The 20,717-nt window shown below is 60.9% G+C and carries 20 protein-coding genes; 8 read left to right on the forward strand and 12 right to left on the reverse strand.

Features of this window, described 5'->3' with window-relative positions:
* Positions 1-20: 20 nt before the first annotated feature.
* Together dxs and ACUTSC_RS10340 are read left to right on the forward strand one after the other, a co-directional pair.
* The gene (gene dxs / locus ACUTSC_RS10335; protein ID WP_197766835.1) at positions 21-1,886 is read left to right on the forward strand and encodes a 1-deoxy-D-xylulose-5-phosphate synthase; all 1,866 of its coding nucleotides are present in this window, start codon (positions 21-23) and stop codon (positions 1,884-1,886) included.
* Positions 1,887-1,993: 107 nt separating this feature from the next.
* Entirely contained in the window at positions 1,994-2,968 is a 975-nt protein-coding gene (locus tag ACUTSC_RS10340; RefSeq protein WP_197773046.1) for an aldo/keto reductase, read from the forward strand.
* A gap of 32 nt (positions 2,969-3,000) precedes the next feature.
* Here the strand turns inward: ACUTSC_RS10340 and pgpA are convergent, their stop codons facing one another.
* The 6 genes from pgpA to nrdR form a co-directional block, all read right to left on the reverse strand.
* A complete protein-coding gene (gene pgpA / locus ACUTSC_RS10345) occupies positions 3,001-3,495 on the reverse strand; it encodes a phosphatidylglycerophosphatase A (RefSeq protein WP_004940382.1) in 495 nt (164 codons plus the stop codon).
* Entirely contained in the window at positions 3,488-4,480 is a 993-nt protein-coding gene (gene thiL, locus ACUTSC_RS10350) for a thiamine-phosphate kinase (RefSeq protein WP_197766837.1), read from the reverse strand. The genes pgpA and thiL overlap by 8 nt, the downstream gene beginning before the upstream one ends.
* Before the next feature lie 51 nt (positions 4,481-4,531).
* A complete protein-coding gene (nusB, locus tag ACUTSC_RS10355) occupies positions 4,532-4,948 on the reverse strand; it encodes a transcription antitermination factor NusB (RefSeq protein WP_004940384.1) in 417 nt (138 codons plus the stop codon).
* Positions 4,949-4,968: 20 nt separating this feature from the next.
* Entirely contained in the window at positions 4,969-5,439 is a 471-nt protein-coding gene (ribH, locus tag ACUTSC_RS10360) for a 6,7-dimethyl-8-ribityllumazine synthase (protein ID WP_004940385.1), read from the reverse strand.
* Positions 5,440-5,546: 107 nt separating this feature from the next.
* On the reverse strand, positions 5,547-6,656 hold the full coding sequence (gene ribD / locus ACUTSC_RS10365; RefSeq protein WP_197766838.1) for a bifunctional diaminohydroxyphosphoribosylaminopyrimidine deaminase/5-amino-6-(5-phosphoribosylamino)uracil reductase RibD: 1,110 nt from the start codon (positions 6,654-6,656) through the stop codon (positions 5,547-5,549).
* A gap of 10 nt (positions 6,657-6,666) precedes the next feature.
* Positions 6,667-7,116, reverse strand: coding sequence for a transcriptional regulator NrdR (gene nrdR / locus ACUTSC_RS10370; protein WP_004940387.1), 450 nt, complete (start codon positions 7,114-7,116; stop codon positions 6,667-6,669).
* 176 nt (positions 7,117-7,292) lie between these two features.
* Here nrdR and ACUTSC_RS10375 point away from each other — a divergent pair, with 176 nt between their 5' ends.
* On the forward strand, positions 7,293-7,853 hold the full coding sequence (locus tag ACUTSC_RS10375) for a SadB/YajI family lipoprotein (protein ID WP_063990963.1): 561 nt from the start codon (positions 7,293-7,295) through the stop codon (positions 7,851-7,853).
* A 64-nt stretch (positions 7,854-7,917) separates the two neighbouring features.
* On the opposite strand, the gene secF is transcribed toward ACUTSC_RS10375, so the two are convergent.
* From secF to queA, 5 genes are all read right to left on the reverse strand, one after another.
* Positions 7,918-8,886: a protein translocase subunit SecF gene (gene secF, locus ACUTSC_RS10380; RefSeq protein WP_004940389.1), complete on the reverse strand. Its 969-nt coding sequence runs from the start codon at positions 8,884-8,886 to the stop codon at positions 7,918-7,920.
* A 10-nt stretch (positions 8,887-8,896) separates the two neighbouring features.
* A complete protein-coding gene (gene secD, locus ACUTSC_RS10385; RefSeq protein WP_004940390.1) occupies positions 8,897-10,744 on the reverse strand; it encodes a protein translocase subunit SecD in 1,848 nt (615 codons plus the stop codon).
* A 24-nt stretch (positions 10,745-10,768) separates the two neighbouring features.
* Positions 10,769-11,101, reverse strand: coding sequence for a preprotein translocase subunit YajC (yajC, locus tag ACUTSC_RS10390; protein WP_004940391.1), 333 nt, complete (start codon positions 11,099-11,101; stop codon positions 10,769-10,771).
* Between the two features lie 33 nt (positions 11,102-11,134).
* Entirely contained in the window at positions 11,135-12,259 is a 1,125-nt protein-coding gene (gene tgt, locus ACUTSC_RS10395; protein WP_033647322.1) for a tRNA guanosine(34) transglycosylase Tgt, read from the reverse strand.
* Between the two features lie 72 nt (positions 12,260-12,331).
* Entirely contained in the window at positions 12,332-13,402 is a 1,071-nt protein-coding gene (gene queA / locus ACUTSC_RS10400) for a tRNA preQ1(34) S-adenosylmethionine ribosyltransferase-isomerase QueA (RefSeq protein ID WP_016928878.1), read from the reverse strand.
* A 120-nt stretch (positions 13,403-13,522) separates the two neighbouring features.
* Between queA and ACUTSC_RS10405 the strand changes: the two genes are divergently transcribed.
* The 3 genes from ACUTSC_RS10405 (at position 13,523) to ggt (ending at position 16,934) form a co-directional block, all read left to right on the forward strand.
* Complete coding sequence (locus ACUTSC_RS10405; protein ID WP_063990909.1) at positions 13,523-14,104, forward strand: ACP phosphodiesterase; 582 nt, start codon at positions 13,523-13,525, stop codon at positions 14,102-14,104.
* Positions 14,105-14,333: 229 nt separating this feature from the next.
* Entirely contained in the window at positions 14,334-14,936 is a 603-nt protein-coding gene (locus ACUTSC_RS10410; RefSeq protein WP_445653315.1) for a peroxiredoxin C, read from the forward strand.
* 234 nt (positions 14,937-15,170) lie between these two features.
* Positions 15,171-16,934, forward strand: coding sequence for a gamma-glutamyltransferase (gene ggt, locus ACUTSC_RS10415; RefSeq protein ID WP_445653316.1), 1,764 nt, complete (start codon positions 15,171-15,173; stop codon positions 16,932-16,934).
* A gap of 53 nt (positions 16,935-16,987) precedes the next feature.
* Here ggt and malZ read toward each other — a convergent pair whose 3' ends face one another.
* On the reverse strand, positions 16,988-18,811 hold the full coding sequence (gene malZ / locus ACUTSC_RS10420; RefSeq protein WP_197773040.1) for a maltodextrin glucosidase: 1,824 nt from the start codon (positions 18,809-18,811) through the stop codon (positions 16,988-16,990).
* A gap of 246 nt (positions 18,812-19,057) precedes the next feature.
* Here malZ and ACUTSC_RS10425 point away from each other — a divergent pair, with 246 nt between their 5' ends.
* Together ACUTSC_RS10425 and ACUTSC_RS10430 are read left to right on the forward strand one after the other, a co-directional pair.
* Entirely contained in the window at positions 19,058-20,314 is a 1,257-nt protein-coding gene (locus tag ACUTSC_RS10425; protein WP_197766843.1) for a mechanosensitive ion channel domain-containing protein, read from the forward strand.
* A 132-nt stretch (positions 20,315-20,446) separates the two neighbouring features.
* On the forward strand, positions 20,447-20,710 hold the full coding sequence (locus tag ACUTSC_RS10430) for a hypothetical protein (protein ID WP_038873243.1): 264 nt from the start codon (positions 20,447-20,449) through the stop codon (positions 20,708-20,710).
* Positions 20,711-20,717 lie beyond the last annotated feature (7 nt).

The raw sequence follows: 20,717 nt of genomic DNA on the forward strand, positions 1-20,717 counted from the left end.
TCCTCTGATATGAGTATCGAATGAGTCTTGATATAGCCAAATACCCAACCCTGGCGCTAGCGGAAAACCCCGAGGAACTCCGCTCACTGCCCAAAGAGAGCTTGCCGAAGCTGTGCGATGAGCTGCGGCAATACCTGCTGAACAGCGTCAGTCGCTCCAGCGGCCACTTTGCCTCCGGGCTGGGTACCGTCGAACTGACGGTGGCGTTGCATTTCGTCTACAACACGCCGTTCGATCACCTGGTGTGGGACGTCGGCCACCAGGCCTACCCGCACAAAATTCTGACCGGCCGCCGCGACCGCATCGCCACCATTCGGCAAAAAAACGGTCTGCATCCGTTCCCGTGGCGTGCCGAAAGCGAATACGACGTGCTGTCGGTCGGCCACTCGTCGACCTCCATCAGCGCCGGCCTCGGCATGGCGGTGGCGGCGGAGCGTGAAGGCAAAGGCCGCCGCACGGTGTGCGTGATCGGCGACGGCGCCATCACCGCCGGCATGGCGTTCGAAGCGATGAACCACGCCGGCGACATCAACCCGGACATGCTGGTGGTGCTGAACGACAATGAGATGTCGATCTCGGAAAACGTCGGCGCGCTGAACAACCATCTGGCGCAGCTGCTGTCCGGCAAGCTTTACTCCACCCTGCGCGAAGGCGGCAAGAAAGTGCTGGCCGGCGTGCCGCCGATCAAAGAGCTGGTGAAACGCACCGAAGAGCACCTGAAAGGCATGGTGGTGCCGGGTACGCTGTTCGAAGAGCTGGGCTTTAACTACATCGGTCCGGTAGACGGGCACGACGTGCAGGGGCTGGTCGCCACGTTGAAAAACATGCGCGATCTGAAAGGCCCGCAGCTGTTGCACATCATGACCAAGAAAGGCCGCGGTTACGCGCCGGCGGAGAAAGATCCGATCAGCTTCCACGCGGTGCCGAAGTTTGATCCTGCCAGCGGCACGCTGCCGAAAAGCGCCGGCGGTCTGCCGACCTATTCGAAAATCTTCGGCGACTGGCTGTGTGAAACCGCCGCCAAAGACAGCTCGCTGATGGCGATCACACCGGCGATGCGCGAAGGTTCCGGCATGGTGCAGTTCTCCCGCGACTACCCGCAGCAATATTTCGACGTGGCGATTGCCGAGCAGCACGCGGTCACCTTCGCCGCCGGGCTGGCGATCGGCGGCTACAAGCCGGTGGTGGCGATCTATTCTACCTTCTTGCAACGCGCCTACGACCAGCTGATCCACGATGTGGCGATCCAGAACCTGCCGGTGATGTTCGCCATCGATCGCGGCGGCATCGTCGGCGCCGACGGCCAGACTCACCAGGGAGCGTTCGATCTGTCGTTCATGCGCTGCATTCCGACCATGGTGATCATGACGCCGAGCGACGAGAACGAATGCCGCCAGATGCTGTATACCGGCTATCACTACCACGACGGCCCGAGCGCGGTGCGCTATCCGCGCGGCACTGGCACCGGCGCGACGCTGGAGCCGCTCAACCAGCTGCCGATCGGCAAAGGCGTGGTGCGCCGCCAGGGAGAAAAGATCGCCATTCTCAACTTCGGCACCCTGCTGCCGGAGGCCGCGCAAGCGGCGGAGGCGCTCAACGCCACGCTGGTCGACATGCGCTTCGTCAAACCGCTGGACGAGCAGCTGGTGCTCGAACTGGCCGCCAGCCATGAAACGCTGGTCACGCTGGAAGAGAACGCCATCATGGGCGGCGCCGGCAGCGGCGTCAACGAACTGCTGATGGCCAAACGCCGTCCGGTGCCGGTGCTGAACCTCGGCCTGCCGGACAGCTTCGTCTCGCAGGGCAGCCAGGAAGAACTGCGCGCCGATCTGGGGCTGGACGCCGCCGGCATTCAGCGCCAAATCGAAACCTGGCTGGTGCAGTAATCGCCACTCGCGCCTGACAAAACGCCTCCGCCTTCGGGGGCGTTTTCATTTCCGCCCTCCGGGATCCGCGCTACAGTTATTGTCTGAGCTGTGAATGGGAGGCAAGCATGAAGTACCTGAAACTGGGCAACACCGATCTGAACGTCTCGCGCATCTGCCTGGGTTGCATGACCTACGGCGAACCGAACCGCGGCAATCACGCCTGGACGCTGCCGGAAGAGAGCAGCCGTCCGCTGCTGAAACAGGCGCTGGAAGCCGGTATCAACTTTTTCGACACCGCCAACAGCTATTCCGACGGCAGCAGCGAGGAGATCCTCGGCCGGGCGCTGCACGACTATGCGCGCCGCGAAGACGTGGTGGTCGCCACCAAGGTGTATTTCCCGCTGAGTAACCTGAAGCGCGGTCTATCGCGCGCCAACATCATGCAGTCCATCGACGACAGCCTGCGGCGCCTGGGCACCGACTATGTCGATTTGCTGCAGATCCACCGCTGGGATTACGAAACGCCGCTGGAAGAGACGCTGGAAGCGCTGCACGACGTGGTGAAAGCCGGTAAGGCGCGTTACATCGGCGCCTCCTCGATGTACGCCTGGCAGTTCGCCAAGGCGCTGTATACCGCCGATCTGCACGGCTGGACGCGCTTCGTCAGCATGCAGGATCAATACAACCTGATTCAGCGCGAAGAAGAGCGCGAAATGCACCCGCTGTGCGCCGCCGAAGGCATCGCCGTGCTGCCGTGGAGCCCGCTGGCGCGCGGCCGCCTGACCCGCCCCTGGGGCGAAACCACCGCACGGCTGGTTTCCGACCAGTTCGGCAAGAGCCTGTACGAGGAAACTGAAGGCATCGACGCCATTATCGCCGAACGCGTCGCCAGCCTCGCCGAGGAACGCGGCGTTTCACGCGCGCAGATCGCGCTGGCCTGGCTGCTGAACAAACCGGCGGTCAGTGCGCCGATCGTCGGCGCTTCGCGCAGCGAACAGCTGGACGACGCCATCGCCGCGATCGATTTGAGTTTGTCGCCGCAAGAGATCGCGGAGCTGGAGACGGCTTACGTGCCGCATCGGGTGACGGGATTTGAATAAGAGAAGCGGGCGCGAAACAGCGCGCCCGTCTGTCAGAACAGACCGATCGGCCAGTGATGCCCAATCAGGTAGATGATGCCGGCGGACAGCACGCCGGCGATGATATCGTCGACCATGATGCCCATGCCGCCATGCACGTTGCGGTCGAACCAGCGGATCGGCCACGGTTTCCACATATCCAGAATGCGGAAGATGACGAAACCGGCGGCAACCCAGCGCCAGTCGTTGACCGGCAGCGCCATCAGCGTGATCCACATGCCGACGAACTCGTCCCAGACGATACTGCCGTGATCGTGCACCTTCATGTCTTTTGCCGTACGGTGGCAAATATAGACGCCGATGCAGATGCTGAACATCACCGCCAGCGAGTAGAGCTGCCACGGCAGCTGGATCAGCAGCAGCCAGAACGGGATCGCCGCCAGCGATCCCATGGTGCCCGGCATCACCGGTGACAAACCGCTGCCAAACCCGGTGGCCAGCAGGTGCCACGGATTGCTCATCCGCAGCCGACGCTTGGCTTCATCCATGGGTGCCCCGCTCCGCGTTGAAATGATCGAACCCAATCCAATCCAGCTCTACCGGCTCATCGTCGCGATAATAGCGGATGCCTTCAGACAGCGGGCCAATTTGGCCGATACAGGTGTAGTCGGCCCCGAGGTGGCTCAACGCCACTTCCAGCGCGCCGCGGTTGATCTCCGGCACGGTGAAGCACAGCTCGTAATCTTCGCCGCCCGCCAGCGCCCAGCGCAGCGCCTGCTCGGCATCGGCGTGGCTGCTCAGCGCCTGCGACATCGGCAGCTCGTCCAGTACGATGCGTGCGCCACAGTCGCTGGCCTTCAGGATATGCTTCAGATCGGAAATCAGGCCGTCGGAGATGTCGATCGCCGAGCTGGCCAGATCCCGCAGCGCCTGCCCCTGCAGCACCCGCGGCTGCGGCCGCAGATGACGAGCGATCAGATAATCGCGCGCCGCCACATCCGTCACCGCCAGGCGATCCTGCAGGATCGCCAAACCGGCGGCGCTGTCGCCCAGCGTGCCGGTCACATAGATCCAGTCGCCGATGCGCGCACCGCCGCGGGTCAGCGCCCGGCCGGCCGGGATCAGCCCCTGAATGGTCAACGTCATGCTCAGCGGCCCGCGCGTGGTATCGCCGCCGATCAGCTGCATGCCATAATAGTTGAGCTGATCGAACAGGCTGTCGCTGAAGGCCTTCAGCCAGGGCTCGTCCACCTTCGGCAGGGTCAGCGCCAGCGAGAGCCAGGCCGGATCGGCACCCATCGCCGCCAGATCGCTCAGATTGACCGCCAGCGCCTTATAGCCGAGATCGGCCGGATCGATGTCCGGCAGGAAGTGAATGCCCGCGACCAGCGTATCGGTACTGACGGCCACCAGCTGTTTTTCCGGCACTGCCAGCAGTGCGCAGTCATCTCCAATGCCCAACTGTACATCCCGGCGCACGCGCTTAAACCGGTCAAAATAGCGGGCAATGAGGTCAAATTCGCCGCATGCCATATCGATATTCCACTAGAAGAAATTAAGGCCGGGAATGCCGGCCTTAATGTTTTACTTTTTCTTGCGAAGGGTTGGCGCCACTTTATCCAGCACCCCGTTCACAAACTTGTGGCTGTCTTCCGCGCCGAAGGTTTTCGCCAGTTCGATCGCTTCGTTGATCGCCACCTTGTAAGGGACATCCTCGCGCATTTTCAGTTCAAACAGCGCGACGCGCAGCACCGCGCGTTCCACCTGGCCCAGCTCTTCGAGCTGACGCGACAGGTAAGGCGCCATCAGTTCGTCCAGCATACCTGCATTCACTGCCGCGCCGGACAGCAACTCGCGAAAATAGGCGACGTCAACATCTTTGACATCCTGCTCCGTCAGGAACTGGTGTTCAACATCGGCAAGGTCGTTTTTAGACAACTGCCAAGAGTAAAGCGCTTGAACAGCGCACTCACGAGCGCGGCGACGAGCAGCAGGTTTCACGGAATTCCCCTTAACTAAATTCAGGCTTTAATAGCTTTGATAACATTAATCATTTCAAGTGCGGTCAGCGCGGCTTCAGCGCCCTTGTTGCCCGCTTTGGTGCCGGCGCGTTCGATCGCCTGCTCGATGCTTTCGGTGGTCAGCACGCCAAAGGCAACCGGGATTTCGGCATTCATCGCAACGTTGCCGATGCCGGAGCTGGCTTCGCCCGCCACATATTCGAAGTGCGCGGTGCCCCCACGGATAACGGTGCCCAGCGCGATAACTGCGTCGTATTTGCCGGTTTTGGCCAATACGCTCGCCGTCAACGGCAGCTCGTAAGCGCCCGGGACCCAGACAACGGTGATGTTGTCGTCAGCAACCTGACCAATGCGTTTCAGCGCGTCGATGGCACCTTCCAGCAGGCTGTCGTTGATGAAATTGTTAAAACGTGCAATTGCGATCGCCACACGGGCATTTGGAGTAGCAACAACACCTTCGATAACTTTCATGGGCTTTCCTTAAAAATGGGTTCAATACCCCGCAGGGGGGCGGATTCTATCATATTCTTTCATCGCCTGCGCGGCGCTTTTGTAAAACCGGCGCGCGGGCACGAGATTCAGTGTTTCGCCCGCAGGCGCAAACGCAGATCGGGGCCAACCTGACGCACGTCGCTAAAGACGAATTCCGGCGCGTCGGCCAACCGCTCCAGGCCCGGCAGGTGGCACAGGCCACGGCCATTATCGCCCAACAGTTTCGGCGCGATGTACAAAATGAGCTCATCCACCAGGCCGGCCTGCAGCAGCGCGCCGGCCAGCGATGCGCCCGCCTCCACCCAGATTGAATTCACCTGGCGCTTGGCCAACAGCATCATCATCACCACCAGATCGACGCCGCCGCCGTGCGCCGGGCAGATAAACTGCTCAACGTCTTGCGGCCAGGTCCGTTCATCCGCCTGCAGGCGCGCCAGCCAGGTGGCGCCCGGCTGCTGCACCACGCGGTGCTGCGGGGTAATGCGGTTTTGGCTGTCGAGCAGGATGCGCAGCGGCTGGCGCAGATTGTCGCGCGGATAGAGGCGCTGCGTCTCGGCGTCCAATTCATCCCAACGCACCGTCAGCGACGGATCGTCCGCCAGCACGGTAGCGCTGGTGCTGAGAATGGCAGCGCTCTGCGCGCGCAGGCACTGCACGTCCTGGCGCGCTTCGGGTGAGGTGATCCACTGGCTTTCGCCTGAGGCCATCGCCGTGCGGCCGTCCAGCGACGTGCCCAGCTTCAGCTGCACGTAAGGGAAGCCGGTGCGCATGCGTTTGAGGAAGCCCAGGTTGACCGCTTCGGCCTCGGCCAGCATCAGGCCATGACGCACTTCGACGCCGGCCTGCTGCAGCTTGTACAGCCCACGCCCCGCCACCTGCGGGTTAGGATCTTGCATCGCCGCGACCACCCGCGTCACGCCGGCGGCCACCAGCGCATCAGCGCAGGGCGGCGTGCGGCCGTGATGGCTGCACGGCTCGAGCGTGACATAGGCGGTGGCGCCACGCGCCTTGTCGCCCGCCATGCGCAGCGCGTGCACTTCCGCATGCGGCTCGCCGGCGCGCAGATGATAGCCTTCACCGACAATTTCGCCGTCGCGCACGATAACGCAGCCGACGTTCGGATTGGGCGCGGTGGTGAAACGCCCCAGCCGCGCCAGTTCGAAGGCGCGCGCCATGTAAAATTCGTCGTGATGCATGAAAGATCCTTTAGTCTTGCAGGCGGGCAATCTCTTCGCCGAACTCGCGCACGTCTTCGAAGCTGCGGTATACCGACGCGAAGCGGATATAGGCGACCTTATCCAGCTTTTTCAGCGCGTCCATCACCAGATTGCCCACCAGTTTGGTCGGCACTTCGCGTTCGCCGGTGGCGCGCAGTTGGGATTTGATATGGTTAAGGGCGTTTTCCACGTCGTCCGAGCTGACCGGGCGCTTTTCCAGCGCTTTCAGCATGCCGCGGCGCAGTTTGTCTTCGTTGAACGGCTCGCGCACCTCATCGCTTTTAATCACTCGCGGCATCACCAGCTCGGCCACCTCGAAGGTGGTGAAACGTTCATTGCACACCAGACACTGGCGGCGGCGGCGCACTTGCGAACCGTCCCCCACCAGGCGGGAATCAATGACTTTGGTATCAACGGCGGCGCAGAAAGGGCAATGCATAACACGTCCTGATAAACGTTTTTTATAGATAAAAGCAGTTTACCCCGAAGTGCAGCCACAACAAAGGGCGGCGGCCATTTGTTGCGACAGGCGGCGGGAAGGCGGCAACGATATGACTTTCACCGCCATGCGGACTAAGCTTGATAGCAGGAGACTCAGCATAGGAAATCGCCGTCATGACAACCTGTTACCCTAAAATCGCCCTGCTCGCCGCCGCTATTTTGCTGGCGGGCTGCGCGCACAACGCCGCCGTGCCCCAGCTGCGCCATCAGGTCGCCGCGCTGAACCAGAAAGTGAGCGTGCTGACCGATCAGACCACTGCGCTGGAGCGGCAAAACCTGCTCAATCAGCATTCCGACAACGGCGTCTACCTGCTGCCGGCAGCCCGAAGCGCCGCCCGTTTGCAGAGCGGCATCGGCGAGCTGAGCGTTTCGCTAAGCCACATCAAGAACGAAGCCAATGGCACACAGGCGCAGCTGCATGTGCGCATCCTCTCACAGGCCACGCTGCCGCCGTTCAAAGCCGTGGTGGAATGGGGCCAGCTGGACGAGGCCACCGGCCGGCCGCTGACCGCCGAGGCGCTGTCGCAACCGATCGCCAGCGCCGACTCGCTGCTGCCGAAGCCCGGCCAGGACTTCGAGCTGCGTTTCAGCGGCCTGACGCCGGAACAATTGGGCTATATCCGTCTGCACAGTCTGGTTTCGATCGCCCAACCGGCAGTGGTGCAACAACACTGAAACCCGAGGCAAAAAAAAGGAGCGCCATCGGCGCTCCTTCTCATTTCGCTGAATACTGCGGCGGTTAAGGCAGAATAGAAGGCTGATCTGCGCCCTCTTTTTCCACTTTTTGCTGCAGCATGTGTTCGCGTTTCATCCCCAGCTTCAACGCCAGCGCGGACGCGACGTAGATCGAGGAAACGGTACCGATCGACACGCCGATCAGCATCGCCAGCGAGAAGCCTTGCAGCATCGCGCCACCGAAGATGTACAGCATCAGCACCACCATCAGGGTGGTCCCGGAGGTCATCAGCGTACGGCTCAGCGTCTGGGTCAACGACACGTTCATGATCTCGTAAGGCGTGCCGCGGCGGATCTTGCGGAAGTTCTCACGAATACGGTCGGAGACCACGATGCTGTCGTTCAGCGAGTAGCCGATAACCGACATCAGGGACGCGACGATGGTCAGGTCAATCTCGATGTGGAACAGCGACAACACGCCCAGCGTGATGATCACGTCGTGCGCCAGCGCGATAACCGCCCCCAGCGCCAGGCGCCATTCGAAGCGGAAACCGACGTAGATCAGGATACAGATCAACGCCACCAGCAGCGCCATGCCGCCGGTTTGCGCCAGTTCGCTGCCCACGCTCGGGCCGACGAACTCGATGCGCTTCACGGTGGCGTTTTTATCCACCGAGTCGTTGATCACGCCGATCACCTTGTTGCCCAGTTCCTGACCTGCGGTGCCGGTCGCCGGTGGCATGCGCACCATCACGTCGCGGCTGCTGCCGAAGTTCTGGATGATCGGATCCTGGAACCCGGCCTTCTCCAGCGTATCGCGCATCAGGTCGAGGTTAGCCGGTTTCTCCAGGTTGATTTCAATCACCGTACCGCCGGTGAAATCCAGACCCCAGTTAAACCCGCGCACCGACATGGTGACGATCGACGCGACCAACAGCAGCAACGAGATGCCGAAGGCCAAATAGTCCCAGCGCATAAAGTCGTAGACTTTACGGCCGTAGTTGAGTTGCTCAACAGTATAATCCTGTGCCACAACGCACTCCTCAGATAGACAGCTTGTTAATGCGTTTGCCGCCGTAAAGCAGGTTGACGATGGCACGGGTACCGACAATCGCGGTGAACATGGACGTCGCCACACCGATAGCGGTGGTGATCGCAAAGCCTTTGATCGAACCGGTGCCCACTGCGTACAGGATGACCGCGGTGATCAGCGTGGTGATGTTGGCGTCGACGATACTGGAGAACGCGCCTTTATAGCCTTCATGGATCGCCTGCTGAACGGACCTGCCGTTCTTCAGCTCTTCCTTGATACGTTCGTTAATCAGTACGTTGGCGTCGACCGCCACCGCCAGCGTCAACACGATCCCGGCAATGCCCGGCATGGTCAGCGTCGCCCCCGGCAACAGGGACATCACGCCGACGATCAGCACCAGGTTGGCGACCAGCGCCGTGGTGGCGATCACGCCGAACTTACGGTACCAGACCACCATGAAGACGATGGATGCCACCAGGCCCCACAGACAGGCTTCCAGACCTTGGGTGATGTTCTGCTGACCCAGGGTTGGACCGATGGTGCGCTCTTCGACGATCTGAATCGGCGCGATCAGCGCGCCCGCACGCAGCAGCAGCGAAAGCTGACGCGCTTCGTTCGGGTTGCCGATACCGGTGATGCGGAAGCTGTTGCCCAGACGCGACTGAATGTTCGCCACGTTGATCACTTCTTCCTGTTTCACCAGCACCGCGCGGCCGTTGGCGTCTTTCTTGCCGCTGTCCTTATACTCCACGAACAGGGTCGCCATCGGTTTGCCGATGTTGTCCTTGGTGAAGTTGGACATGGACGTGCCGCCGGCGCTGTCCAGCGAGATGTTAACCTGCGGCTGGTTGTATTCGTCGGTGCTCGAGGTGGAGTCGGTGATGTGGTCACCGGTCAGGATCACGCGCTTGTACAGCACGATCGGCTGGCCGTCACGGGTGTATTTCACCTCGGAGTCGCCCGGCACGCGGCCGTTGGCCGCCGCAGTGGCGTCCGCATTGGTGTTCACCAGACGGAATTCCAGGGTCGCGGTGGCGCCCAGAATTTCTTTGGCGCGCGCGGTGTCCTGAATGCCCGGCAGCTCGACCACGATGCGGTCGGCCCCCTGGCGCTGCACCAGCGGTTCGGCGACGCCGAGCTGGTTGACACGGTTACGCAGGATAGTGATGTTCTGCTGGACGGCATATTCGCGCGCTTCGCTCAGACGGGCGTCCGTCAGGTTGGCTTTCATGGTGTTGGCGCCGTTGGCGGACAGCACCAGATCGCGCTGACGCGGGCCGATGTAGCTGATGGCTTGGTCGCGGGCCGCATCGTCACGGAAGCGAACTTCCACACCGTTGTTGTCCAGCTTGCGGATAGACGCGTAAGGAATGCCCTTCTCACGCAGCTCGCTGCGCAGGGTATCCATGGTCTGTTCCTGCAGCTTGCTCAGCGCGGTGTCCATGTCCACTTCCATCAGGAAGTGCACGCCGCCGCGCAGGTCCAGGCCGAGTTTCATCGGCTCTGCGCCCAGCATGGCCAGCCAGGTCGGCGTGGCCGGCGCCAGGTTCAGCGCCACGACGAATTTGTCACCCAGCTCGGTCACCAGCGCTTCGCGGGCGCGCAGCTGAACGTCAGGATCTTTAAAGCGAGCCAGGATGGCGCCATTTTCCAGCGCAATCGACTTGCTCGCGATGTTGTCTTTTTCTAATACGGTACGGACCTGGTCCAGCGTAGTTTCACTGGCGGCGACGCCGCGCGCGCCAGTGATTTGTACGGCCGGATCCTCACCGTAGATGTTGGGAAGCGCATAAAGCAGACCGACGAGGATCACGACGATCAACATCAGATACTTCCACAAAGGATAACGGTTTAGCACGGCAATTCCCTTCGGGAAAAAAGATTACAGGGCCTTCATGGTACCTTTCGGCAGAACGGCCGCCACGAAGTCACGCTTGATCATCACTTCCGTGGTGTCGTTCAGCGCGATGGCGATGATGCCGGTGTCGGCCACTTTGGTCACGCGACCGATCAGGCCGCCGGTGGTCAGCACTTCGTCGCCTTTACCGATGGAGTCCATCAGCTTCTTGTGATCTTTAGCGCGCTTCTGCTGTGGGCGCAGGATCATGAAGTAGAAGATCAGGCCGAACACCACCAGCATAATGATCAGAGAGTACGGGCTTCCCTGAGCCGGAGCCCCTGCGGATGCGACGGCGTCAGAAATGAAAAAGCTCATTGAAATTCCCTCATTAAGTTATCAATTATTAGATCAAGCGTTTAAAGGCGGAATCGGCTTGCCGATCCGACCATAGAAATCCGCAACAAACTGCTCTAATTTACCCTCTTCGATAGCCTGGCGTAAACCCGCCATGAGGCGCTGGTAGTGACGCAGGTTATGAATTGTGTTCAGTCGAGCACCCAATATTTCGTTGCAACGGTCGAGATGGTGCAAGTAGGCGCGGCTGTAATGGCGACACGTGTAGCAATCACAGTCCTTATCCAGCGGAGAAGTATCATCCTTGTGCTTGGCATTACGGATTTTTACCACACCGTCAGTCACGAACAGATGGCCGTTGCGGGCGTTACGGGTCGGCATGACGCAGTCGAACATGTCGATACCGCGACGCACGCCTTCCACCAAATCCTCCGGCTTGCCGACGCCCATCAAATAGCGTGGCTTATCTTCCGGAATTTGCGGGCAAACGTGTTCAAGAATGCGATGCATATCCTCTTTCGGCTCGCCTACAGCCAAGCCGCCCACAGCGTACCCGTCAAAGCCGATATCCACCAGCCCTTTGACTGAAACATCACGTAAATCTTCGTAAACACCGCCCTGAATGATGCCGAACAGCGCATTTTTATTTTCCAGCTCGTCGAAACGCTTGCGGCTGCGCTCCGCCCAGCGCAGCGACATTTCCATCGAACGCTTGGCGTAGTCCCAGTCGGCCGGGTACGGCGTACATTCGTCGAAGATCATCACGATGTCGGAACCCAGGTCATACTGGATTTCCATCGATTTTTCCGGGCTCAGGAACACCTTGTCGCCGTTGATCGGGTTGCGGAAGTACACGCCTTCCTCTTTGATCTTGCGCATCGCCCCCAGGCTGAATACCTGAAAACCGCCGGAGTCGGTGAGGATCGGCCCATGCCACTGCATGAAGTCGTGCAGATCGCCGTGCAGTTTCATGATCTCCTGGCCCGGGCGCAGCCACAGGTGGAAGGTGTTGCCCAGCAGGATCTGTGCGCCGGTCTCTTTCACTTCTTCCGGCGTCATGCCCTTGACCGTACCGTAGGTACCGACCGGCATAAAGGCCGGGGTTTCCACCACGCCGCGGTCGAAGATCAGGCGGCCGCGACGCGCGCGGCCATCGGTAGTTTGTAGTTCGTACTTCACAAAGCCTCCAGCATCAGAGAAACAGTCTGATGTCGTTGAAACGGGGCCGCGCCGTGGGCACAGCCCGGGAAATTAACCGCCGACGGACTCGTTTTCCGCCTGCGGGTTACGGCTGATGAACATCGCATCGCCGTAGCTGAAAAAGCGATACTGCTCGGCCACCGCCTGCTGATAGGCGTTCATGGTATTTTTATAGCCGGCGAAGGCCGACACCAGCATGATCAGGGTCGATTCCGGCAGGTGGAAATTGGTCACCAGCGCGTCGATCACCTGGTAGTGATAACCCGGATAGATAAAGATGCTGGTATCGCCGAAGAACGGCGCAATCAGCGCCTCTTTGCTGGCCGCCGCGGCGCTTTCCAGCGAGCGCACCGAGGTGGTGCCCACCGCCACGACGCGTTTGCCGCGCGCCTTGCAGGCCAGCACCGCATCGACCACGTCCTGCGGCACTTCGGCGTATTCGGCGTGCATCACGTGATCTTCGATGGTCTCCACCCGCACCGGCTGGAAGGTGCCGGCGCCGACGTGCAGCGTCACGAACGCCATTTCCACGCCCTTGGCGCGTAGCGCCGCCAATAGCGGCTCGTCGAAGTGCAGGCCGGCGGTCGGCGCGGCGACCGCGCCGGGCTTCTCGCTGTAGACCGTCTGATACAGCTCGCGGTCTGCGTCTTCATCCGGGCGGGCGATATAAGGCGGCAGCGGCATGTGGCCGGCGGCGTTGAGGATAGTGAACACGTCGCGTTCGTCGTTGAAGCGCAGCTCGAACAGCGTCTCGTGGCGCGCCACCATGGTGGCGGCGATGCTCTCGTCATCCCCCAACAGCAGCTCGGCGCCCGGCTTCGGCGCTTTCGACGCACGCACGTGCGCCAGCACGCGATGGTCGTCCAGCACGCGCTCCACCAGCACTTCTATCTTGCCGCCGCTGACCTTGCGGCCGAACATGCGCGCCGGGATCACGCGGGTATTGTTGAACACCAGCAGGTCGCCGGCTTCCAGCTTATCCAGCAGATCGGTAAATACGCCGTGCGTCAGCGCCCCGCTCGGCCCGTCCAGCTGCAGCAGGCGGCATGCGCTGCGTTCGGCCTGGGGATAGTGGGCAATCAGGGATTCGGGAAGTTCAAACGAAAAATCAGCGACGCGCATGGGTATTCACTTCTTCAATTTAGGGCTGGTTGGTAAAAAACAGGCGGCCTAGTCTAAAGCCGGGGGCGGTCAGCGGCAAGAAATAAGGAGGATTTGCCTGACTTCGGGTATAGTTGAGGGATGAATTTTCTCGCTCATCTTCACTTGGCCATGCTGGCGGACAGCTCGCTGCTGGGCAACCTGCTGGCCGATTTCGTGCGCGGCAACCCCGCCGCCGACTACCAGCCCGACGTGGTGGCCGGCATCATGATGCACCGCCGCGTCGACGTGCTGACCGACAGCCTGCCGCAGGTGAAAGCCTGCCGCGACTATTTCAGCGCCCCCTACCGCCGCGTGGCGCCGATCACCCTCGACGTGGTGTGGGACCATTTTCTGGCGCGCCACTGGCAGCAGCTCGAACCTTCGCGCGACCTGCACCAGTTTACCCAGGAAGCCCGCAGCCAGATCGAGCCTTATCTGCCGCTCACGCCGCCGCGCTTTCAGAACCTGAACGGCTACCTGTGGCCGGAGCGCTGGCTGGAGCGCTACGCCGAATTGCCGTTCATCGCCCGGGTGCTGCAGGGCATGGCCAGCCGCCGCCCGCGCCTCGAAGCGCTGGCCGGTTCGTTCGCCGACGTCGAGCAACATTATCATCAGCTTGAAACACAGTTCTGGCAGTTTTACCCGCAAATGATGCGGCAGGCGAAGGACAAAGCACTCTAAGGTCAACCCCAAGCCATTGAAATTGCAACGCCTTGCAAGAATTTACGTTTTGCCGCTTGCCCTTTTGTGGGAAAAGGTTATTTTTAAAGCTCGCTAAATTATATCAACGACTTTGATAGGTGAAAGCTATCTCATCGATTGGTCTTTTACCCTTTATTCACCAAGTCGCGGCCCCTATACTGGCCCTTGTTTTTACATCCACCCTTTAACACCTATTACAGGAGTAATTATGGTCCTGGTAACTCGTCAAGCCCCTGACTTCACTGCAGCTGCCGTACTGGGTAGCGGCGAAATCGTTGAAAACTTCAACCTGAAGAAGCACCTGAACGGCAAACCGGCCGTGCTGTTCTTCTGGCCAATGGACTTCACCTTCGTATGCCCTTCCGAGCTGATCGCTTTCGATCACCGCTATGAAGAGTTCCAGAAGCGTGGCGTTGAAGTGGTTGGCGTTTCCTTCGACTCAGAGTTCGTTCACAACGCATGGCGTAAAACCCCTGTCGACAAAGGCGGCATCGGTGAAGTGAAATACGCAATGGTTGCTGACATCAAGCGTGAAATCCAGAAAGCTTACGGCATCGAGCACCCGGAAGCCGGCGTTGCGCTGCGCGGCTCCTTCCTGATCGACAAAGACGGCATCGTGCGCGCTCAGGTTGTTAACGACCTGCCAATCGGCCGTAACATCGACGAAATGATCCGTACCGTTGACGCACTGCAATTCCACGAAGAGCACGGTGAAGTGTGCCCGGCTCAGTGGGAAAAAGGTAAAGCAGGTATGGGCGCTTCTCCAGACGGCGTTGCAAAATACCTGGCTGAAAACGCTGCCAAGCTGTAATTTCAGCCTGATAGTGAATCAACCGGCCCACGCGGCCGGTTTTTTTATGCCCCTTTATGGGGCAGACCGCCCACCTTCAGTGCTTTATTTCCCTGTTTCCGCTCACATTTCCCACCCAGTTCGCCGCGCGCACGCCCATCTGCGGCTACTATCAATAACGCTGGCTCGCGCTTTGCAAGTGAACAGCGGCAAGCAAACACAACACAATAAAAAACTGACAGGGTAGGAATAACTATGTTTTTACAGAAATGGAGCAAACCCCTGACCATGGCGGCGCTGCTGGTCAGCGGCAGCCTGTATGCGGCATCCAACCCGGCGGTGGAAGCCAAAAACGGCATGGTGGTCACCTCGCAACACCTGGCCTCGCAGGTCGGCGTGGATATCCTGAAGATGGGCGGCAACGCCATCGACGCCGCCGTGGCGGTGGGCTATGCGCAGGCGGTGGTTAACCCCTGCTGCGGCAACATCGGCGGCGGCGGCTTTATGACCGTCCACCTGGCGGACGGCACCGACACCTTCATCAACTTCCGTGAAACCGCGCCGGCGGCGGCCAGCGCCAACATGTATCTGGACGCCGACGGCAAGGTAAAGAAAGACGCCAGCCTGTACGGCTATCTGGCGGCGGGCGTGCCGGGCACCGTGCTGGGGATGGAAACCGCGCGTGAGAAGTACGGCAAGCTGAGCCGCGAACAGGTGCTGGCGCCGGCTATCAGGCTGGCGCGCGAAGGCTTTGTGCTGACCCGCGCCGATACCGATATTCTCGACACCACCGTCGCACGCTTCAAACAGGATCCCGAGTCGGCCAAAATATTCCTGCGCCCGGACGGCAGCCCGCTGCAGCCGGGGGACAAGCTGGTGCAAACCGATCTGGCCAATACGCTGGAAGCCATTGCCAAAGGGGGAACCGATGCCTTCTATAAAGGCAAGATCCCGCAGGCGGTGGAGGCAGCGGCCAAACAGGGCGGCGGCATTTTGACCGCCGCCGACTTCGCCAACTATAAAGTCACCGAAACCCCGCCGATTACCTGCAGCTATCGCGGCTACAAGTTCGTGTCGGCGCCGCCTCCCAGCTCCGGCGGCGTGACGCTGTGCGAAATCCTCAACGTGGTGGAAGGCTATGACCTGAAAAGCATGGGCTTCAACTCGGCAGCGGCCATTCACACCATGACCGAAGCGATGCGCCATGCCTACATGGACCGCAACACCTACCTTGGCGACCCGGAATTCATCAAGAATCCGATCGACCGGCTGGTGAGCAAGAGCTACGCCGAGCAAATCCGCAAGAAAATCGTCGCGGACAAGGCCACGCCGTCGGAAAACGTGCAGCCCGGCATGGAACCGCATGAGAAGCCGGAAACCACCCACTATTCGATCGTCGACCATGACGGCAACGCGGTCTCCACCACTTATACCGTCAACGGCCGCTTCGGCGCCGTGGTGATCGCACCGGGCACCGGCTTCTTCCTCAACGACGAGATGGACGACTTTACGGTCAAAGTGGGCGAAAAAAACCTGTACGGACTGGTGCAGGGCACCGCCAACAGCATTGCCCCCGGTAAGCGCCCACTATCGTCGATGAGCCCAACGCTGGTGACCAAGGACAACAAGATCTTTATGGTACTGGGCTCGCCGGGCGGTTCGCGCATCATCACCATCACCCTGCAGACCGCGTTGAACGTGATCGACCACGGCATGGCGCCGCAGGAAGCGGTGGACGCACCGCGCATCCATCACCAATGGTTGCCGGATGAGGTGTACTACGAACAGCGCGGCGTTTCCGCCGATACGCTGAAGCTGCTGAGCGGTATGGGCTATAAGATGGTCGAGCAAACGCCGTGGGGCGCCGCCGAACTGATTCTGGTCGGTTTGCCGGGCGCGGCGGGCGTCAGCCCGGCCAACTCCGGCAACGACTCGGCGGTTTCCGGCAAGGTGCGCGAAGGCTATCTGTATGGCGCCAACGACGTGCGTCGCCCGGCAGGTTCTGCGGCCGGTTACTGATGTAAACGCCTACTCACTTTTATCGCGGGGGCCCTTTGGCCCCCGCAGTTGCTTTAGCCTTCGCAGCGCCACACGGTGGCCGACTCTTCCGCCAGCTGCAGGCGCAGCCCGCCTGCCGTTTCGCTCAACTCTCCCCGCCCTTCCATACGCCGCCACGGACCGCGCGCCAACAGCGGGTTGTACGGCAGCTGCGCCTGGCCGCTGCCGTCGCGCTGCAGCGCCACCAGCACCTGCTCCTGCTGATACAGGCGCACGAAAACCAGCGTTTCCCCGTTGGCGTACAGCACCTGACAGCCGCCGCGGCGCAATGCCACGCTCTGTTTACGCAGCGCCGCCATGCGCTGGAACAGCGCCAACAGCGGCCGGTCCCAGTCGCCGACGTCCCACGGGAACGGCTTGCGGCAGAACGGATCGTTGCCGCCGTCCAGACCAATCTCATCGCCGTAATAGAGGCAAGGCACGCCAATCCAGCTCAGCAACCACACCGCCGCCATCTGCATGCGCGCCGCGTTCCCCTGCAACAGCGTGAGAAAACGCGCGGTATCGTGGCTGTCCAACTGGTTGAACTGGATCAGTTGGCGGCCGTGCGGCAGCCCGGCGCGGTAACCGTCCATCCACTGCGCGCACCCGGCGGCGTCCAGCCGCACCGGGTGATAGGCCACGTCCAGCCCCGCCAAAAACGCCCGCACCGGCAGCGCGAACCCCATGTAGTTCATCGCCGCGTCCTCCACGCCGGCGTGCAGCCAGCGGCGCGCATCGCCGAAGTGCTCGCCCAAGACGTAGGCCTGCGGATTCTCCTGCTTCACCGCCTGATAGATGCCAGCCAGGTGGTGCAGGTTGCCGGTGGCGCCGCCGTTCTCCCCCAGCATGTGCACCACGTCCAGCCGCCAACCGTCGATGCTGTACGGCGGGCGCAGCCAGTGGCGCACCACGCTGCCTTCCCCGCGATAGATCGCTTCCGCCACCTGCGGCTCGGCGAAGTTGAGCTTCGGCAGGCTGGCATTACCCTTCCAGTCGAGCGCACGGCCGTCCGGGTAAAAGTTGAACCAGCCGCGATACGGTGAATCGGGGTGGTGACAGGCGCCGTTTTCGCCCTGGCGATGGCGGTCGAACCACGGATGCGAGTCACCGGTGTGGTTGAATACCCCGTCCAACACCAGTTTCATGCCCACCTTGTGAGTGCTCACTCGCAAACGCTGCAGCGCCGCGTTGCCGCCGAAGTGCGGATCGACCTGGTAATAGTCCTCGGTATCGTACTTATGCACGCTCGGCGCGGTAAAAATCGGGTTCAGATACAGCGCCGTCACGCCCAGCTGCTGCAAATACGGGAGTTTGGCGCTGATGCCGTCCAGATCGCCGCCGTAAAAGGTCGAGGCGGCGTGGCGATCCTCCAGCGGATGCTGCCAGTCGCGCCGAATCACCTCGGCGCCGGCCGCGTGATGGCGGTAGCTGCCGCTCTGGATGCCGTGCTCGCCGCCGCTGCTGGCGAAGCGATCGGGGAAAATCTGATAGAACAACTGATCCGCCACCCACTCGGGGCCATTGTCGGGCTCGTCGACGGCGAACTGCGTCAGCTGGCCCGGCGGCGTTGGCGACCAGCCCTGCGGGCCGAACCACTGCTGGCGATCGGCCCACAGCAGCTTGAAGCAGTAACGCCGCGTCGGCTCGCCCTCATTCAGCGTCAGGCTGGCCTGGTAGCGCCGCATCCCCTCGTGGCGCTGCGCTTTCATCACCAGCAGCCACTCTTCGTTGTCCGGTTCGGCGCGCAAAAACACCCGTTCCGGCAGTTCATCCCCTTGTAACCACAGCGTGATATCCAAACGTTGCCCTTGCTTCACCACAAAAGGCGGGACCGGTTGATGCCAGGCGTTAAGCATACTGTTCTCCTGCTGTACCAAACGAAATCGACGGCGTTCTTCAAGAAGCGAACAATGCCACGTTAAGTGCAACTCCCCCTCCTCTCTGACCGCAAAACCCGGGGATGAGCCGGGGGGCGGAGACCGAAAAATAACGCTAACCCGATGTAAAAAAAGGTAAACAGGCACAAATCCTGCACGTTACCCCTTAGGCTAACGCGTTTTAAGTTTACAGGATATTTTTTGCGCATTTTTTAAGGAGCGGTAATGCAACAACAGATAACGCGCTGGCTGGAACAATTTGGTTTGGAATTCGGCGGAGTGATGTCGCTGTTGATGGTATTGGGGTTGATTGTCCTGATCTCGGTGGTGATCCACCTGGTGCTGCACCGGGTGGTGTTGGCCGCCCTTCAGCGCCGTGGCCAGCAATCGCAGCGCGTCTGGCAACAGGCCATCACCCAATACAAACTGTTCCAGCGTGTGGCGCTGCTGCTGCAAGGGGTGATCATCAGCATCCAGGCGACGCTGTGGTTACAGAGCGGCAGCCAGACCCAGGCGGTGATCGTCACCGCCGCACAGGTGTGGATCCTCGCCTTCACCCTGCTGTCGCTGTTCTCGCTGCTGGATACGCTGCTGGCGCTACTGCGCCAAAGCCCGATCTCCAATCAGCTGCCGCTGCGCGGCATTTTCCAGGGCCTGAAACTGGTGGCGGCGATCCTGATCGGCATCATGATCGTCTCGCTGCTGATGGGCAAATCGCCGCTGCTGCTGCTCAGCGGCCTGGGTGCCATGACCGCGGTCTTGATGTTGGTGTTCAAGGATCCGATCCTCGGGCTGGTGGCCGGCATTCAGCTCTCCGCCAACGATATGCTGAAGATCGGCGACTGGCTGGAAATGCCGAAATACGGCGCTGATGGCGCGGTCACCGACATCGGCCTGACCACGGTCAAAGTGCGTAACTGGGACAACACCGTCACCACCATTCCCACCTACGCGCTGATCTCCGACTCGTTCAAAAACTGGCGGTCGATGTCGGAATCCGGCGGGCGTCGCATCAAGCGCAGCCTGAATATCGACACCGGCAGCGTGCACTTCCTGTCGCAAGAGGAACAGCGTCGCCTGCAGCGCAACCCGCTGCTGCACAGCTACCTGAACGTCAAGACCCAGGAGCTGAGCCAGCATAACCAGGAGATCGCCGTCGATCTGGCCTCGCCGCTCAACGGCCGCCGCCTGACCAACCTCGGCACGCTGCGCGCCTATCTGGAAGCCTATCTGCGCGCTCACCCGCGCATTCACCAGAACATGACGCTGATGGTGCGCCAGCTGGCGCCGACGCCGGAAGGCCTGCCGCTGGAAATCTACGCCTTCACCAACACCACGGTCTGGGCGGAGTATGAAAGTATTCAGGCGGATATTTTCGACCATATTCTGGCGGTGATCGACGAGTTCGGCCTGCGCGTACACCAGACGCCAACCGGCAATGACCTGCGCGGCATGCTGCTACAAAGCGCGAACGCTTCCTGACGTCGGCTGACGTAACTGTGTCTGCTGGTAATGATGTTCTTTCAATTGCCAGCAGATATCTCCATCCCCTTCTTTTCCCCGGCGAAAACGGCGTTAATGCGCCATCACCTTCACCACCGAGAGGGAAAGCCCTTGCTGAAACGGTTACGTCATCGGCTGTTTACCCTGATGGCCACCCTGCTGTTTATCGGCTGCCTGCACAGCGCTTCGCTGGACGAAAGCCGCATGCCCCGCAATCTGCAACCTTCGCTGAGCGCCCTCAGCAGCAATATGCAGGACATTCGCGAAGTGCTGGCGCGCTGCGCCGGCGAGGAAGAGGAGGAACGCCTTAACGGCGGCGACATGCGTATCGAAGCGCGCGCCGCCGGGGAGGATGAAGTGGAAGACAAACGCTAAAAAAACA

The sequence above is a fragment of the Serratia sp. TSA_105.2 genome (assembly GCF_052692115.1).

Bases quoted from the DNA above. Each gene is read 5' to 3' on its own strand.
- nrdR (WP_004940387.1), bottom strand. From the start codon at position 7,116: ATGCATTGCCCTTTCTGCGCCGCCGTTGATACCAAAGTCATTGATTCC.
- ACUTSC_RS10375 (WP_063990963.1), top strand. From the start codon at position 7,293: ATGACAACCTGTTACCCTAAAATCGCCCTGCTCGCCGCCGCTATTTTG.
- ACUTSC_RS10425 (WP_197766843.1), top strand. From the start codon at position 19,058: ATGCAACAACAGATAACGCGCTGGCTGGAACAATTTGGTTTGGAATTC.
- pgpA (WP_004940382.1), bottom strand. From the start codon at position 3,495: ATGGATGAAGCCAAGCGTCGGCTGCGGATGAGCAATCCGTGGCACCTG.
- ACUTSC_RS10340 (WP_197773046.1), top strand. From the start codon at position 1,994: ATGAAGTACCTGAAACTGGGCAACACCGATCTGAACGTCTCGCGCATC.
- ggt (WP_445653316.1), top strand. From the start codon at position 15,171: ATGTTTTTACAGAAATGGAGCAAACCCCTGACCATGGCGGCGCTGCTG.
- queA (WP_016928878.1), bottom strand. From the start codon at position 13,402: ATGCGCGTCGCTGATTTTTCGTTTGAACTTCCCGAATCCCTGATTGCC.
- dxs (WP_197766835.1), top strand. From the start codon at position 21: ATGAGTCTTGATATAGCCAAATACCCAACCCTGGCGCTAGCGGAAAAC.
- ribH (WP_004940385.1), bottom strand. From the start codon at position 5,439: ATGAAAGTTATCGAAGGTGTTGTTGCTACTCCAAATGCCCGTGTGGCG.
- yajC (WP_004940391.1), bottom strand. From the start codon at position 11,101: ATGAGCTTTTTCATTTCTGACGCCGTCGCATCCGCAGGGGCTCCGGCT.
- thiL (WP_197766837.1), bottom strand. From the start codon at position 4,480: ATGGCATGCGGCGAATTTGACCTCATTGCCCGCTATTTTGACCGGTTT.
- ribD (WP_197766838.1), bottom strand. From the start codon at position 6,656: ATGCATCACGACGAATTTTACATGGCGCGCGCCTTCGAACTGGCGCGG.
- ACUTSC_RS10410 (WP_445653315.1), top strand. From the start codon at position 14,334: ATGGTCCTGGTAACTCGTCAAGCCCCTGACTTCACTGCAGCTGCCGTA.
- ACUTSC_RS10405 (WP_063990909.1), top strand. From the start codon at position 13,523: ATGAATTTTCTCGCTCATCTTCACTTGGCCATGCTGGCGGACAGCTCG.
- malZ (WP_197773040.1), bottom strand. From the start codon at position 18,811: ATGCTTAACGCCTGGCATCAACCGGTCCCGCCTTTTGTGGTGAAGCAA.